The organism is Streptomyces sp. 6-11-2 (genome assembly GCF_006540305.1).
Classification (GTDB): Bacteria; Actinomycetota; Actinomycetes; order Streptomycetales; family Streptomycetaceae; genus Streptomyces.
In genome coordinates, this window is record NZ_BJOR01000001.1 from 6294066 (window position 1) to 6308451 (window position 14386).

13 protein-coding genes and 3 tRNA genes are annotated in these 14386 nt (G+C 69.4%); 11 read left to right on the forward strand and 5 right to left on the reverse strand.

The features are described 5' to 3' along the window. Nucleotides 1-248 precede the first annotated feature (248 nt). Nucleotides 249-704: a DoxX family protein gene (locus TNCT6_RS27925; protein WP_141363352.1), complete on the reverse strand. Its 456-nt coding sequence runs from the start codon at nucleotides 702-704 to the stop codon at nucleotides 249-251. A gap of 805 nt (nucleotides 705-1509) precedes the next feature. Between TNCT6_RS27925 and TNCT6_RS27940 the strand changes: the two genes are divergently transcribed. From TNCT6_RS27940 to TNCT6_RS27950, 3 genes are all read left to right on the forward strand, one after another. Beyond that, nucleotides 1510-1848 carry an STAS domain-containing protein gene (locus tag TNCT6_RS27940; protein WP_141363354.1) on the forward strand — a complete coding sequence of 113 codons (339 nt, stop codon included), beginning with the start codon at nucleotides 1510-1512 and terminating at the stop codon, nucleotides 1846-1848. 132 nt (nucleotides 1849-1980) lie between these two features. Continuing rightward, complete coding sequence (locus TNCT6_RS27945) at nucleotides 1981-3003, forward strand: GNAT family N-acetyltransferase (protein ID WP_253266454.1); 1023 nt, start codon at nucleotides 1981-1983, stop codon at nucleotides 3001-3003. Nucleotides 3004-3298: 295 nt separating this feature from the next. Continuing rightward, nucleotides 3299-4477 (forward strand): Cmx/CmrA family chloramphenicol efflux MFS transporter, encoded by a 1179-nt coding sequence (locus TNCT6_RS27950; RefSeq protein WP_141363358.1) that lies wholly within the window; start codon nucleotides 3299-3301, stop codon nucleotides 4475-4477. Nucleotides 4478-4761: 284 nt separating this feature from the next. Here the strand turns inward: TNCT6_RS27950 and TNCT6_RS27955 are convergent, their stop codons facing one another. Then, entirely contained in the window at nucleotides 4762-5352 is a 591-nt protein-coding gene (locus tag TNCT6_RS27955; protein ID WP_141363359.1) for a malonic semialdehyde reductase, read from the reverse strand. Between the two features lie 231 nt (nucleotides 5353-5583). On the opposite strand from TNCT6_RS27955, the gene TNCT6_RS27960 reads away from it, so the two are divergent. From TNCT6_RS27960 to TNCT6_RS27975, 4 genes are all read left to right on the forward strand, one after another. Next, nucleotides 5584-6753: a cellulose-binding domain-containing protein gene (locus TNCT6_RS27960; protein ID WP_141363361.1), complete on the forward strand. Its 1170-nt coding sequence runs from the start codon at nucleotides 5584-5586 to the stop codon at nucleotides 6751-6753. A gap of 594 nt (nucleotides 6754-7347) precedes the next feature. Then, entirely contained in the window at nucleotides 7348-8232 is an 885-nt protein-coding gene (locus TNCT6_RS27965) for a glycoside hydrolase family 19 protein (RefSeq protein ID WP_141363363.1), read from the forward strand. 96 nt (nucleotides 8233-8328) lie between these two features. Beyond that, on the forward strand, nucleotides 8329-8862 hold the full coding sequence (locus TNCT6_RS27970; protein ID WP_253266237.1) for an AMP-binding protein: 534 nt from the start codon (nucleotides 8329-8331) through the stop codon (nucleotides 8860-8862). 94 nt (nucleotides 8863-8956) lie between these two features. Continuing rightward, on the forward strand, nucleotides 8957-9565 hold the full coding sequence (locus TNCT6_RS27975) for a DNA-binding response regulator (protein ID WP_141363367.1): 609 nt from the start codon (nucleotides 8957-8959) through the stop codon (nucleotides 9563-9565). A 125-nt stretch (nucleotides 9566-9690) separates the two neighbouring features. Here the strand turns inward: TNCT6_RS27975 and TNCT6_RS27980 are convergent, their stop codons facing one another. Further along, complete coding sequence (locus TNCT6_RS27980; protein WP_172633053.1) at nucleotides 9691-11091, reverse strand: sensor histidine kinase; 1401 nt, start codon at nucleotides 11089-11091, stop codon at nucleotides 9691-9693. Between the two features lie 547 nt (nucleotides 11092-11638). On the opposite strand from TNCT6_RS27980, the gene TNCT6_RS27985 reads away from it, so the two are divergent. Next, entirely contained in the window at nucleotides 11639-12532 is an 894-nt protein-coding gene (locus TNCT6_RS27985) for an AfsR/SARP family transcriptional regulator (protein WP_141363371.1), read from the forward strand. A gap of 170 nt (nucleotides 12533-12702) precedes the next feature. On the opposite strand, the gene TNCT6_RS40035 is transcribed toward TNCT6_RS27985, so the two are convergent. Then, nucleotides 12703-12873 carry a hypothetical protein gene (locus TNCT6_RS40035; protein WP_172633054.1) on the reverse strand — a complete coding sequence of 57 codons (171 nt, stop codon included), beginning with the start codon at nucleotides 12871-12873 and terminating at the stop codon, nucleotides 12703-12705. A 46-nt stretch (nucleotides 12874-12919) separates the two neighbouring features. Continuing rightward, the gene (locus TNCT6_RS27990) at nucleotides 12920-13924 is read right to left on the reverse strand and encodes a DUF2156 domain-containing protein (protein WP_253266238.1); all 1005 of its coding nucleotides are present in this window, start codon (nucleotides 13922-13924) and stop codon (nucleotides 12920-12922) included. Nucleotides 13925-14098: 174 nt separating this feature from the next. On the opposite strand from TNCT6_RS27990, the gene TNCT6_RS40040 reads away from it, so the two are divergent. The 3 genes from TNCT6_RS40040 (at nucleotide 14099) to TNCT6_RS40050 (ending at nucleotide 14374) form a co-directional block, all read left to right on the forward strand. Continuing rightward, nucleotides 14099-14181 (forward strand) — tRNA-OTHER (locus TNCT6_RS40040). A gap of 13 nt (nucleotides 14182-14194) precedes the next feature. Continuing rightward, a tRNA-OTHER gene (locus TNCT6_RS40045) sits at nucleotides 14195-14278 on the forward strand. A 13-nt stretch (nucleotides 14279-14291) separates the two neighbouring features. Next, nucleotides 14292-14374, forward strand: a tRNA-OTHER gene (locus tag TNCT6_RS40050). The last annotated feature ends 12 nt before the right edge of the window (nucleotides 14375-14386 follow it).

Genomic DNA, 14386 nt, shown 5'->3' on the forward strand with positions numbered 1-14386 from the left:
GCCCGCATCAGCGGGGCGATGCGGGCCTCACGCGGATCGGGCTGCCGGCCCGCGTCCCAAGCGGCTGCCCGCCGCTTCCCGAACGGTGGTAGCAGCCGAGGCGGACCGGCAGCGGAGCGGAGGTCTCGCGTGGCGTCTCGCCCCGGATCGGCAGGCCCGGATCAGCAGGCCCGGCTCGGCAGGACTCGTGCAGGCCAGGACCATCTGCGAGGCGTGGAACAAGGCCCACGCGCAGTGCACGTGAGGGCTCAGGCCGTGACGGGCTCCGAGGCCGGCTCGGTCTCCTGACCGGCGGCGGGCCGGGAGGCTATGAGCTGGTCGAGGCCGAACGCGCCGGAACCGGTGAAGACCAGCAGCAGGAAGGACCAGCAGAACATCACCGGCAGATCCCCGCCGTTCTGGATCGGCCACAGGGCGGACGGCTGGTGCACATCGAAATACGCGTACGCCATCGAGCCGGACGCCAGGAACGCGGCGCCGCGGGTGCCGAGTCCGAGCAGTACCAGGGCGCCGGCGACGAGCTCGATCAGGGCGGCATACCAGAACGGCCAGGCACCGGTCGGGACGGTGCCGCCCTTGGTGCCCGCCGCGCCACCGAGGACGCCGAAGAGCGAGGCGGCTCCGTGACAGGTGAAGAGCAGGCCTACGACGATGCGGAACAGTCCGACGACGTATGGCTGGGCACTGTTGAGGCGCGCGGTCATGTGGGGGGCTCCTACGGTTTGGTTCCGGTCCGCGCACGGACTGGTTCAGGGGGGAGACGGAAATCGATGAGCGACACGTTAGGCAGACTCGACGAATGCTTGCTAGTTCAACTTTTGGCCAACGGTCCGACTCCGCAGCCGAGTCCAAATCCCGTGCCTTCGCCACGGAGGCAACGGGCGTCACCTCCCGTATCGGCGCTCAAGAGGCGATCGGAGCGGTCTCGGCCCGGCTTCCGCCTGACCGGATCGTCTTCGTGCCCGACGCGCGGCCGTGACCCGAATCCGCCGGGCGGCACCCGCTGGGCCGGTCCTGTTCCCGGGCTCAGCTTCCGGTCGGTCGCCGCAGGAAGCGCCGCTGATGGTGGAGGGGCAGCGGTGAAGGTGCGGAGCGAGGACGGCCTGAACGGTTCGTCTCCGCCTTACTCCACGCGGTGTGGTTTGTGGCGGGCGACCTGTAGGCGGACCTCGGTGGACATGTCAGGGAAGCCGGTGGACCGGTGGGCGGTTCGGAGCGGGCCTCTGCTGGCCGCGAGCGGCCGTCCCAGCACCGCCCGCCTCATCGTGCCGGCAGCGTCCCGGATGCCTTCGGTGTTCTCAGCCGCGGTCCACGCACTGCAGTAGTGGCCCGGCCATACCTTGCTGGGGCATCTCGGCGACCGCGCAGCCGAGTTCACCCACCTGATCCGGGATCGGGATGCGCAGCCTCTGCTGTAAAGCCATGGCCAGTCGTTCGCGCATATGCAGAACGCGAGTGCGTCAGGCACTACCCGCAACCTTTCCCCAAGGTTTTGCCGTTAGGCGAGGCATGCATCCCGAACTCCACATCTGTCACCGCGACGAGAATGACTGGACCGTCGTCGAGATCCACGGAGAGGTCGACGTGTACACCGTGCCCCGCATCCGCGAACACTTGGGCAAAAGGATTCAGGCGGGCCGGCACCGCCTCATCGTCGACCTGACAGGAACGACATTCATGGACTCGACCGGCCTTGGGCTCCTCGTCGGCATCCACAAGCGGATCCGTACACGCGCCGGCGCCCTGAGGCTGGTCATCGTAAACCAGGACATCCGGCAGATCTTCACCATGACGAGCCTGGACCGGGTTTTCCCGATCTACGATTCAACGCAAGCCGCGATGGGGTGACCGGACAGGTTCACCGGTTGCCTCCCGATCGCTCCAGAGGAGTCGCCGGGTACGCTCCTTCAGCCCTTGGTCGAGAGGAGTTGCTGAGTGGCCCGGTCGGGTGGTCCCGTACTGCGCACCCAGAGGCTTGTGATGGAGCCGATCCGCCACGGGGATCGCGACGATCTCTTTGAGGCTGTGGTCAGTCAGGACAGCGTCATGCGGTGGCTGGCGACCGGCCGGGCCGACAGTCGGTCTGCGGCCGAGGCCATGTGCGATGACCACGTCGCCCACTGGGCCAGACACGGTTACGGCGACTTTGCGGTCCGGGACGCCGCCACGCACGCGTTTCTCGGCCGGGTGGGACTGCGTAACCGGGCCCAGTACGGGGTCGACCTCGGTTTCGCCGTGCACCCACGGGCCCAAGGCCGTGGGATCGCCGGCGAGGCCGGCCGTGCGTGCCTGGACCTGGCGTTTCGCCGTCTGGCGCTTCCTGCCGTTTTCGCGTTCGTCCTGCCCGGCAATATGGCCTCGATCGCGGTACTGCGCCGCCTGGGCGCCCAGGCCGACGGGACGGTGCAGTCCAGTGGCCTGCACTGTCTGCGCTACCGGTTCGCTCCCGCCACCGCGGCCGTCGCGGAGCATGTGGGGGACGACGGTCTCGCGGACCTCCAGCTGCTCCATGAGCCGGGCCCCGGTTCTCCGGAAGGTGAAGCCGCACTCCGCGACGGCCTGCCCGACCCCTTCGGGGTGAAGGGGCTCGGCCTGGTGTGGGCTGACAAGCAGCACACCCTCACCGCTGTCTCCAAGGGCCGGCCGGTGGCTTCCGCGGGATGGCTGGTGCGGGACATGGCGTTTGACGGATTGCCGCGCCGCGCCGCGGGGTTGGGGGGTGTGCTGGTGCACCCCGCCAGTCGGGGCCAGGGCATCGCCCGGGCGGTGATCAGCGTGGCGGTCGAACATGCACGAGCGGCCGGCGCCGAGACGATGATTCTGCTCTGCCGCCCGGATCTGGTCCCGCTCTACACGCAGCTGGGATGGAGCCGGCTCTCCGTGCCCGTCACCGTCCAGCAGCCCGACGGCGCGCGGACCTCGCCACTGACCGCCATGATCTACGACCTGGCCGGCCTGCCTCATCCAACCGTCGGTGTGGACCTGCGGGGTCTGCCCTTCTGATGCGCTGGGCAGCCGGCGCGTCGGGGTGGCGGGCGTTGGCACATGACGTTGGTGACACAGGTCAATGCTGGTGAACCGAGGTGCCTCGACGGGCATCGGTCGGGTAGCGTGCGGGCCATGTCGAGTCCTGAGTCGGACACGGTGGGGGCTTTCGGTCACGCCGTCAGCCCCCTGCACCACTGAGCCCGTAGCACTGCCGTCGCGCCGCATCTGGTGGTGGGACGAGTGCGGCCCTGGGGCTGGCCGCGGTGACGAGATGACCGTCTCGTGCTTCTCCTCACCTCGGAGCCACTCGATGCCTTTCCCGCTGTATCTGCTTGCCATGGCGGTCTTCGCCATGGGCACCTCGGAATTCATGCTCGCCGGCCTCTTGCCGGACATCGCGTCGGATCTCGATGTCACGGTCGGGACAGCAGGCGTGCTCACCTCGGCCTTCGCCATCGGCATGATCGTCGGCGCCCCCTTTGTGGCCGCACTTGCCCGCAACTGGCGCAGGCGCTCCGGTCTTCTCGGGTTCATCCTCATGTTCGCGGCAGCTCACGCCGTGGGTGCCGTCACCGCGAGCTTCCCGGTTCTGGTCGCCACCCGGGTCGTCGCCGCGCTCGCGAACGCGGGGTTCCTTGCTGTCGCTCTGACGGCTGCCGCCGCGCTGGTCCCACCCGACAAGAAGGGACGTGCGCTGGCCGTGCTGCTGTCGGGCACGACGGGGGCCACGATCGCCGGTGTCCCCGGTGGGTCGGTGCTCGGCACGTTGCTCGGCTGGCGGGCCGCGTTCTGGGCTGTCGCCGTTCTCTGCCTGCCCGCGGCTCTCGGCATTCTGAAGGGGATCCCAGCGGGACGTGCGAAGGAGGAGGCGGCTGGCGGGCCGGCCTTGCGAGCGGAGCTCACCCAGCTCGCAAGGCCGAGGTTGATCCTGGTGATGCTGCTCGGTGCGCTGGTGAACGCGGCGACTTTCGCCGGCTTCACCTTCCTCGCCCCCGTCGTGACCGACACCGCCGGGCTGAGTGAGCTGTGGATCTCTGTCGTCCTGGTGCTCTTCGGCGTCGGTTCCTTCGCCGGGGTCACCGTCGCCGGCCGACTGTCCGACCAACACCCCGGCCGAGTCATCGCAGTCGGCGGTCCGCTGCTGCTCATCGGCTGGCCGGCCCTGGCCGTGCTGGCCGACAAACCGGTCGCTCTGTTCGTCCTCGTGTTCGTCCAGGGCGCGCTGTCCTTCGCGTTGGGCAGCACCCTGATCGCACGGGTCCTCTACGAGGCCGCGGGAGCTCCCACCATGGCCGGCTCGTACGCGACCGCGGCACTCAACGTCGGCGCCGCCGTCGGACCACTCATCGCCGCGTCCACGCTCGGCACCGGAGTCGGGAACCTCGGGCCGCTGTGGTCGAGCGGAGTCCTGGTCGCTGTTGCGCTGCTCATCGCGTTCCCCCTCCGCACGGTGATCGCGGCCGACCTAAGCACCGAGGCGCTCCCGTGATGCATGCGAACGCCCCCTTGGACATCCGGGGACGACGAAGGCTCGTCGAACGCTGCCGCACCCGACCGATCGCCCACGTCGCCGCCGAAGGACGCGGTCGCAGGCCTCCGGCATCAGGTACAGAAAGGTGTCGGCGGTCTTCGGGGCCAAGCGGTCGAAGGGCCGGTCCCCGTAGGCGGCGGCGTCACGGTGGGCGAGCGTGGCCGGCATCGCGCCGGCTGCCGCAAGACGCCTACGGGGGAACAGGGGCGGAACTCGGTCCGGATCCCCGTCGTCGAGCCGGCTCAGACCGTGGTGACGACCTGGTCGAACTCCAGACGAGGGGAGCGCGGGTACCAGGCGTCCTCGCCCGGCTTGCCGATGTTGACGACCATCAGCGGGGTGTGGTCGTCGTCCAGGAATTCCTTGCGGACGCCCTCGAAGTCCAGGCCGGTCATCGGACCGGCGGCGAGGCCCGCGGCCCGGATGCCGATGATGAAGTACGCGGCCTGGAGGCCGGCGTTGAGGGCGGCCTGGCTCTCCCGCACCCCACGGTCGCCGAAGACGGCGTCCTTGGCCTGGGGGAAGTGCGGGAAGAGGTGGGGCAGTTCCTCGTGGAACTCGTTGTCCGCGGAGAGGATCGCGACCAGGGGGGCGGCGGCGGTCTTCGCCCGGTTGCCCTCCGCCATGTGCTGGACGAGACGCTCGCGGGCCTCGGCGGAGCGGACCAGGGTGATGCGCAGCGGCGACTGGTTCATGGACGTCGGGCCGTACTTGACCAGGTCGTAGATCGCCTGGACCTGCTCTTCGGACACCGGTTCGTCGGTGAAGGTGTTCGCGGTGCGGGCCTCACGGAAGAGAAGGTCCTGGGCGGCGGGGTCAAGAGCGAGCGGCATGGGGGAATTTCCTCACAATGGGGGTGGATCCCGGGGGATCGACGTGCGGCACCGACACTACGTCTTGAAAGTTCAAGGTTCAATCAAAATGGGGCCGACGGTGATCAGCTTCACAGGGCGACGGCGCGCCGCGGTCGCCTTGGCCATCCCATGCATTGACAGTGTGCTGCCCTGCTCGCTGTCATGAATGGGAGCGCTCCCATATCCCGCACCTTTCCCTCGGAGGTATTCGTGCGCACCCCCCACTTGCGATTACTGCGCAGGCCCTGGACGGCGGCCCTCGCGGCTGCCGGGTCCCTCGCCCTGCTGGTGTTCGCATTCATCGCGACACCCACCAGTGCCGCGGAGGCCGGCTGCCGGGTCGACTACACCGTGAACCAGTGGGCCGGCGGCTACACGGCCCAGGTCAAGGTCACCCATCTCGGCCCGGCGGTCAACGGCTGGCGTCTGACCTGGACCCACGCCGACGGCCAGCGGGTGACATCGGCGTGGAACGCGACCGTCACCCAGACCGGCGCCTCCGTCGTCGCCGTCAACGCGGACTGGAACGGTTCGCTGGCCACCGACGGCTCCGCCGAGTTCGGTGTCCAGGGCACCTGGAGCTCGGCCAACCCCGCCCCGACCGACTTCGCCCTCAACGGTCTGGTGTGCGGCGGAATCGGCACCACCCCGCCGCCGACCACCCCGCCGCCCACGACCCCGCCGCCCTCCGCCGAATGCGGCAGCGCCGTGGTCTGCTCGGGCTTCGAGGACCAGACCGGCACCACTCCCTCCGGCGCCTGGCAGTTCGCCGCGCCCGACTGTCAGGGCACCGGAACCGCGGCCGTCGACACCTCGGTCGCGCACAGCGGCGGCAGGTCGCTGCGGGTCGACGGCAAGGCCGGCTACTGCAACCACGCCTTCGTCGCCTCCACCGCGAATCTGTCTTCGGTGGGGCCGGTGATGTATGTGCGCATGTGGGTGCGGCACACCACCGCGCTCCCCGCGGCCCATGTCACCTTCGTCTCCCTGCCCGACAGCTCCCAGGGCGGCCGGGCGCTGCGCGTCGGCGGCCAGAACGGCGCCCTCCAGTGGAACCGGGAGACCGACGACGCCACCCTGCCCGCGCAGAGCCCGGCGGGCGTGGCGCAGAGCAGGCCGCTGCCGACCGGGAGCTGGCAGTGTCTGCGCTTCGCGATCGACACGACGGCGCCCACGCTCGACACCTGGCTCGGCGACGAACTGATCCCGGGCCTGCACGCGGACGGCGTCCCCACCCAGGACATCGACCAGCAGTGGCTTGCCCGCACCACCCCGCCCCGGCCCACCACCCTGCGCCTGGGCTGGGAGAGCTACGGGACGGGCGACGACAGACTCTGGTTCGACGATGTGGCCGTGGGTTCCTCCCCCATCGGCTGCTGACGGCCTGCGCGAGACCACCAGCGACGACGGCGCGCCGGAAGGAACCACCTTCCGCCCCGGCGTGCCGTCAGCGCCTTGCGCGGGGAGGCTCGATCACTGCGGCGATGGTCGAGGGCGCGGGCTTCGTCCGTCCCCTTGCCGAAGGACTGGGCGAGGAGGGGCGTCCCCCACCGCGACAGGTGAGCCCATCCATACCGGACCGTAAGAGCCGCGGCCGCACCCGAAAGCCACCGTCCTCTCGATCCTGCTCGGGCGCCGCGTCCCTTTCCCTGAACGGCAGTTACGAGTTGGTGCGTGACAGCGCGTGGGCATGCTCGTCCGGTGAGGAGCACGGTCGATCGGGCGGTGTCGGCGCGTCCACTGTTTGCCCAACAGGGCCCCGTCTAAGCCCGGTTGGCCGTGCCTGTCGCCCCGCTATTCCTTCGTCGCCGACCGGTCTGCGCCTTGACTGGTACAGACCAATGCGATTGAGTGTGCCTCACACCCCCCACCACGGTCGGCCCCGCGCCCGTCCGGTTCCGCCGGCACACGCACAAGGCTCGCTCCGTCCTGCCTGCGCCGGGTACGACCGTTCTCCGTCAAGGAGTTGATTCCGTGTCGAGGCGTCGTATCTCCGCGGTCGTGGCCGCGCTCGCCCTCTCCGCCGCCGTACCGGTGCTGGTGCCGACCAGCAGCGCGTCCGCCGCCACTTGTTCGAGCTATCCGAGCTGGGTGGCCGGCAAGGCGTACGTCACCGGTGACATCGTCCGCTACACGGACGGCAAGGCGTACATCGCTGAGCACGACAACCCGGGCTACGACCCGGTCATCAGCACCTGGTACTGGGAGCCGTACAACTGCGACAGCGGTACGCCCGTCGGTAACTTCGTCGTCTCCGAGGCCCAGTTCAACCAGATGTTCCCGAACCGCAACGGCTTCTACACCTACAGCGGTCTTGTCGCCGCGCTCAGCGCCTACCCCGGCTTCGCCACCACGGGCGGCGACGAGACCAAGAAGCAGGAGGCAGCCGCCTTCCTCGCCAACGTCAGCCACGAGACGGGCGGACTGGTGTACGTCGTCGAGCAGAACACCGCCAACTATCCGCACTACTGCGACTGGAGCCAGCCGTACGGCTGCCCGGCCGGCCAGTCGGCCTATTACGGGCGCGGCCCCATCCAGCTCAGCTGGAACTTCAACTACAAGGCCGCAGGTGATGCGCTCGGCATCGACCTGCTCAACAACCCCTCGCTGATGCAGACCGACGCCGCCGTGGCGTGGAAGACGGGCCTCTGGTACTGGAACACCCAGTCCGGCCCCGGCAGCATGACCCCGCACAACGCCATGGTCAACGGCGCGGGCTTCGGCCAGACGATCCGTTCCATCAACGGGTCCCTCGAGTGCGACGGCAGGAACCCCGCCCAGGTGCAGAGCCGTGTGACCACGTACCAGCAGTTCACGCAGATCCTGGGCGTGTCGGCGGGCGCCAACCTGTACTGCTGACCCGGTCCCCGCGTGCGTGCGCATCATTCCCGGGACCTCGGAACGGGGCACCTCGCACGGACTTCCGGACAACCGATCTGGACCCGCGGCCGGAGCGTGGCCGACGGCTACTGGAAGCGCCCGCTGGAGACGCGGGAGACGTTCTGCGGGACCACCGTGGACGGCGAGGCCGGCTTCCTGCGGACCGGTGACCTCGGGGTGTTGCACGGTGGCGAGCTGTTCGTCACCGGCCGGATCAAGGACATGATGGTGCTGACCGGGCGGAACGTGTATCCGCAGGACGTCGAGCACCGCGTGCAACAACTCAGTGAACTTTTCGGCGCCACGGCGGTGTTCACCGCGGATTCCGACCATGACACGTTGGTCGTGGTGCAGGAGGTGCACGTGGGGCGCCGTTACGACCTGAACCTGGCCGCACTGGCAAGGGAGGTGCGCGCCTGCGTGGCCCGGGACTTCGAGGTGGCCGCCGTGAACGTGGTGCTGGTCAGGCCGGGAACGGTGCGCCGGACGTCCAGCGGCAAGATCCAGCGGCACACGACGCGCCGGCTGTTCCGGTGCGGCCGGCTGCTGCCGCTGACCGTGCCCCCGCTGACCGCGGGACGACGGGGCGGATGCAATTTGGCTGGATAACAAGGCAATTGAGGATCTGTGATCGTTGGCCGCGGAGGTACGGTTGCGACGTGCCGGGAAATACGGGGGCTCGGTATCTGGTCAGAGGAGACGCATGATCCGCGTGCTACTCGCCGAGGACATGAACATGGTTCGTGGCGCGTTGGTCGCCCTGCTGTCGATGGAACCGGACATCACGGTCGTGGCTGAAGTGGAGGACGGCGACCGGGTGGTACCGATCGCGCTGGAACACCGGCCCGACATCGCGGTTCTCGACGTGGACCTGCCCGGCACGGACGGACTGACCGCCGCCGGCATGCTCCACGAGCAGCTGCCGTCGTGCGGCACCCTCATGCTCACCAGCCTCGGCAAGCCCGGCACACTGAAGCGGGCGCTGAGCATGCGGGTGTCCGGGTTCCTGCTCAAGGACGCGCCGCCGGAGCAACTGGCGAGTGCCATAAGGAAGGTGGCCGCCGGGGAACGGGTGGTCGACCCGGAGCTGGTGCTCTCCGCCTGGGACTACGAGCGGAGCCCGCTGACCGCCCGCGAGATGGAGGTGCTGCAACTGGCCGCACAGGGGGCACAGGTGGGCGAGATCGCCGGGGCACTGTTCCTTTCCGCGGGGACCGTCCGCAACTACCTCACGACGATCGTCAGCAAGCTCAACGCGCGCAACCGTGTCGACGCCATCCGTATCGCGCAGGAGGCGGGCTGGCTGTCCTGAGCCACCGTCGGATGCCGGCACGCCTGCGCTCCGGACCGGGCACCCGGCCAAGGCACCGGCCACGCCCGGCCCGCCGGTGATGCCTTGAGCCGAGCGCGCCGGCTTCGCCGTCGCCCGCACCGCGGTCACGGCTCGGCCGAGAACTCCCGCGGTGCGGGCATCGCGCACACGCGCTCCCAGCTGCCGAGGTGTTCGCAGCGTGCCTCGGTGCCGCCCGGCATCCGGTTCGGGTCGGTCCGCACGCCGCGCGGATCCCGGCGCCGTTCGTGCTCCGCGCGCCAGACCCGGCCGCCGTGCCCGACGGGCCGCCGGTCGCCCCGGCGAACGTCCCCGGAGCCGTCGTCCGCCGCCGTGCCCGACGGCTCCGGCGTCTCGCGGCCGTCCGGGACTCCGGCCACCACCTCGAACCGGCCACCGGATCGCCGTCCGGCCGTCAGCGTGCCGCCGACCGCCGCCAACCGCATCTCCAGGTTCGTCAGCCCACGGCAGTCCGTCGACGCCGTGGATGAGGACGCGACGTCGTCGCGGCCCTCCAGCCCGGTGCCGTCGTTGACGATGCCCAGCCGCAGACGGCGACCCACCCGGTCCAGCTCGATCGCACAGTGCCGCACCTTGCTGTGCCGCAGCATGTTGGTCACCGCCTCCCGCAGCACGATGGCCAAAACGGTGCCGGTCCGGTTCTCCGGCGGGGGCACCGACGTGCGCACATCCACCTCGATCGAGGCGGATCTGAGCATGGCCACGCACGCCTCCAGCTCCGTGGCCAGCGACAGCGACTGGTAACTGTGTGCCACGTGGCGCACGTCGGTGAGCGCCTGGCGGGAGATCGCCAGGATCGACGTCAGCTCCTTCTTGGCTTGTTCGTCCCGGCGCGGAACGTGCCGCAGCGCCACCTCTGTCTTGAGGGTGATCGCCGAAAGGCTGTATCCGAGTAGGTCGTGCAGGTCGCGGGCGAACCGCCGGCGCTCCTGGGAGACCGCGCCGACCAGCCTCGTCCGAGCCCGGCGCAGTTCGGACACCAGCCTGATGGCGTAGAGCGCCAGGCCGGTGACGAGGGTGGACGACGCGGTGGAGGCGGCGAACGCGGGGTCGCCGTTGGACAGTTCGGCGATCACCGTGTTGGCCGCCACGACGGCGAAGAACACCTGCCACTTCAGCCGCGCCGGCAGAAGCAGCAGTACGGACGCGGCGAGGAAGCCGCCAACCGCCTCCCAGGGGTTTCCCAGCCAGGGCAGCGGCAGATAGGTGAGCAGGACCTGTGCGGACAGTGTGATGGTGCGGTAGCGGCGTCCACGCTGTTCTAATCGCGGCTGCGTCTGCAGGATCTGGAGGGCGCACAGCGCGGAGAAGCACAGGACGCACGCCGTCATCTGCATCGCCCGGGCCCCGGACGCCCAGGTGTTCACCGACACCTGGGCGAGAAATCCCGCCAGCACCGCATACAGAATGAAAGCAGTGAAGTGCGACAGCGGCACCTCCCAGGTTTCCGTGTCGCCGTCGGCCTGTTCTCGGCGCTCCGTCCGCATCGTGGACTTTCCATCACTGCCCATCGCAACCCCCGTTACTTGGCGCACTGATTTCCGCGGGCAGCATACGTATGCCATACGCCTCGGAAGGTCAAATTCGTTCAGCGAAGGGCATATTCAGCCATGGCGACCCGGGGCCGGTTGTTCGGGGCGGCGATGGATGCGATCGCGGGCTGCTTCGCGCGGCATGATCTCCATGCTCAGAAGGCCGGCCTCCCCGCACCACACATCCGTCCGCAGGATCGCGGCCAGGGGTGCCTCGCCCCGTCCACGCCCCTACGTCCCACTCGTACCGCAAAGGACGAGAGTCTGGTCCAGTCCGGACCGGCGCGACAGGGTGCCCGCCATGTTTTCGGGGTGCGTTTTTCACGATCTCGGAAGGTGATTCTCCCGCCCGAGTCACGACGCCGTCACTGGCGTGGAACCGGCCCGACTTACAGGCTGGAGGAGCTGTGCCCGATGTCGCAGCGCACCCTGAGCGGGGGAGTACTGCGGGCCGGGCATCACGCCAGGCGTCACCAGTCACCGAGAAGGAGGCGGATCAGCGGTGCAGATCAAGCTCCTTGGTCCATTCATCGCACAGGAACACCACGGATCCATCGTCCCGAGCGCGGCGAAACCGCGGCAGGTCCTCGCCCTGCTCGCCCTTCGCGCGGGCGGCATCGTCACCGCGGCGACTCTGATGGAGGAACTCTGGGGCGACCAGCCACCGCGCAGCGGACCGACCACGCTTCAGACCTACATTCTCAAGTTGCGGCGCCTGCTGGAGCGGGCGCTGACTCCGGAGGACGACGCGCCGGGCACCTTCGCGTGCGGGGGGCCGACGGGAGCCGCCCGCCCGCACGCGAAGGAGGTGCTCGTCACCCGCCATGGCGGATACCAGCTCGACATCGAGCCGGGCGTGATCGACACACAGGAGTTCGAACGGCTCCAGGAACTCGGCCAGGCGGCCTTCGCCGCCGGTGACCTCGCCACCGCCTCCACCCTGCTGGGGCAGGCGCTCGCCCTGTGGCGGGGCCCGGCGCTGGTGGACGTCAAGACCGGGCTGGTGCTGGAAATGGAGGTGCTGTGGCTGGAGGAGGCGCGGATGACCGCGCTGGAGAGCCGCATCGCTGCCGACCTGCGGCTGGGGCGGCACGGTCAGGTGCTGAGCGAGCTGGCCACCCTCTCGGCGCAGCATCCCCTGCACGAGGGGCTGCACGCGCAGTTCATGGCGGCCCAGTACGCCTCGGGCCGGGTCTGGCAGGCGCTGCAGACCTACCAGCGGCTGCGCACCACGCTCGGGGCCGAACTGGGCATCGAACCGAGCGCGCGGGTGCAGCGGCTGTACGGGTCGATGCTCGCGGCGGACGCGTCACTGGATGTGTCCCTGGACGCGCCGCTGGACGTGGGTTCGCCGACCGGGCCGGTGTCGCGGGCGGCGCTGCGGTCGGCCGTCTGAGCCCAGGGGCGCGGTCGTCACGTCCGGAGGAACAGCGGGAAGGAACAACAGCGGGACGGCACAACAGCGGGACCGAACAACAGCGGGAACTGTCGCACCGAGGGGCGGCGGTCACCGGGATCACTCCCGGGGCCGCCGCCTCCTCTCGTCGTGTACCGAACCGCCCGCGGTCAGCGGGAACCGGCCTCCGCGGTCAGCCGCTCGTCGAGGGTGCGCAGCGTGGCGGCTGCCGTCTCGGCCGTGGGCTCGTCGTCGGGGGCGCCGATCACGGTCATCAGGGACTCCACGAGCGCCTGCTTGAGTTCGTCCGTGGAGCGGGGGTCCTGCGCGGCGGTCGTCATGTGCTCCTCCTTGATTGGCTTCTCGGGCTGTGCTGCACGGAAGGTGTCAGAACGCGTTGCAGGCGCGGAAGACATGGGCGAAGCCGGCAATGGACGCGGGTCCGTCGAAGGCCACATACTCGGGCAGCGCCGCGTGCGGGGCCCACTTCTCCTTGTAGTCCAGCTGGGACTGCGCCGGGTACAGCGCGGCGCCCTCGGCCCACAGGAAGTGCATGAGCCACTGGAAGGAAGGGCTGCGGCCGGGCAGCTCGTTGTCCTCGGACAGGCCGGTGAACGGCGTGAAGCCGAAGTGCAGCCACTCCACGCCCTCGCCGGCGAACTTCTCGATGGCGGAGGCGTTGATGGCCTCCATCAGACCCGGGGAGCCGCCCGGGATGCGCCGGCTCAGGTCGTGCATCCAGCCGCTCCTGCTGCCGTAGACCGGCGAGTACGAGATGTAGCTCACCGGCGCGCCGTCGATGCTGCCGACGAAGAGCCGGCGGTGTCCCTGGGCCGGTCCGCCGACCTGGCCGACGAGGAACTCCAGGGGCCGGGCGTGCTCGCCCTTGGACCCCAGCCATGCCTTGTCGATCGTGTTCAGTGCCTCCTCACACTCCTCGGCCGGTACCTCCTCGACGACCAGGCCGTTACGCAGGGCGCGGGAGATCTTGTTGCGCAACTGCATGAAGCGGGTGCCGCGCAGGGTGAACTCGGGCAGGTGCACCGCCCAGGAGGCGCCGATCTGGTTGACCGTGAACCCGGCCTTCCGGTACTGCTCCGCGTCGGCCCGCTGGAGCTGCACGGACACGAGGTGCAGTTGCTCCTCGCGGGTGCGCTCGCGCAGTCCCGCGAGCAGCTTGCCGTAGGCGTCGGGAGCGGCGAACGGGCCGCCGAACTGTACGAGATGGCGGCCGGCCCGGCGGTAGACGGCCACGCCGTCGACGCCAGGGAGGGTGAAGACGTCGTTCCCGCTGTTGAGGGCCAGGAACGAGCTGGGATTCTCGGACTGGGTGTGTGTCGTTATGGCTCGCAGGACGGGACTGTCCAGGGTCGTTGCGCTTGTCGTCGACACAGCGATCCTTTCTCGTTGACGCGATTCGTCTTGGGAAAGTAGAGCACCGCACATAGAGCGGCGGTAGAGCGGAATGAGAGCCGGGGAACTGCGTCAGGGCGGTGTCAGTGTGATGTCAGCGGGAGCTGGCACAGTATTTCTCGTGAGCGGGACGGGAAACCGGACCGAACGCCAGGAGAGGTGCCCGGAGTGGTTTATCGGGGCCGTGCTATCGGTCGGGTCCTTGGGCCCTCGCAGGTTCGAATCCTGCCCCTCCGCGGAACATCGCCAGGAGAGGTGCCCGGAGTGGTTTATCGGGGCCGTGCTATCGGTCGGGTCCTTGGGCCCTCGCAGGTTCGAATCCTGCCCTCTCCGCGGAACATCGCCAGGAGAGGTGCCCGGAGTGGTTTATCGGGGCCGTGCTATCGGTCGGGTCCTGGGCCCACGCAGGTTCGAATCCTGCCCTCTCCGCGGAACATCGCC

Coding starts and splice junctions, on each gene's coding strand:
- TNCT6_RS27925 (WP_141363352.1), bottom strand. CDS start 704: ATGACCGCGCGCCTCAACAGTGCCCAGCCATACGTCGTCGGACTGTTC.
- TNCT6_RS27940 (WP_141363354.1), top strand. CDS start 1,510: ATGCATCCCGAACTCCACATCTGTCACCGCGACGAGAATGACTGGACC.
- TNCT6_RS27945 (WP_253266454.1), top strand. CDS start 1,981: ATGGAGCCGATCCGCCACGGGGATCGCGACGATCTCTTTGAGGCTGTG.
- TNCT6_RS27950 (WP_141363358.1), top strand. CDS start 3,299: ATGCCTTTCCCGCTGTATCTGCTTGCCATGGCGGTCTTCGCCATGGGC.
- TNCT6_RS27955 (WP_141363359.1), bottom strand. CDS start 5,352: ATGCCGCTCGCTCTTGACCCCGCCGCCCAGGACCTTCTCTTCCGTGAG.
- TNCT6_RS27975 (WP_141363367.1), top strand. CDS start 8,957: ATGATCCGCGTGCTACTCGCCGAGGACATGAACATGGTTCGTGGCGCG.
- TNCT6_RS27980 (WP_172633053.1), bottom strand. CDS start 11,091: ATGCGGACGGAGCGCCGAGAACAGGCCGACGGCGACACGGAAACCTGG.
- TNCT6_RS40035 (WP_172633054.1), bottom strand. CDS start 12,873: ATGACGACCGCCGCGCAGGACCCCCGCTCCACGGACGAACTCAAGCAG.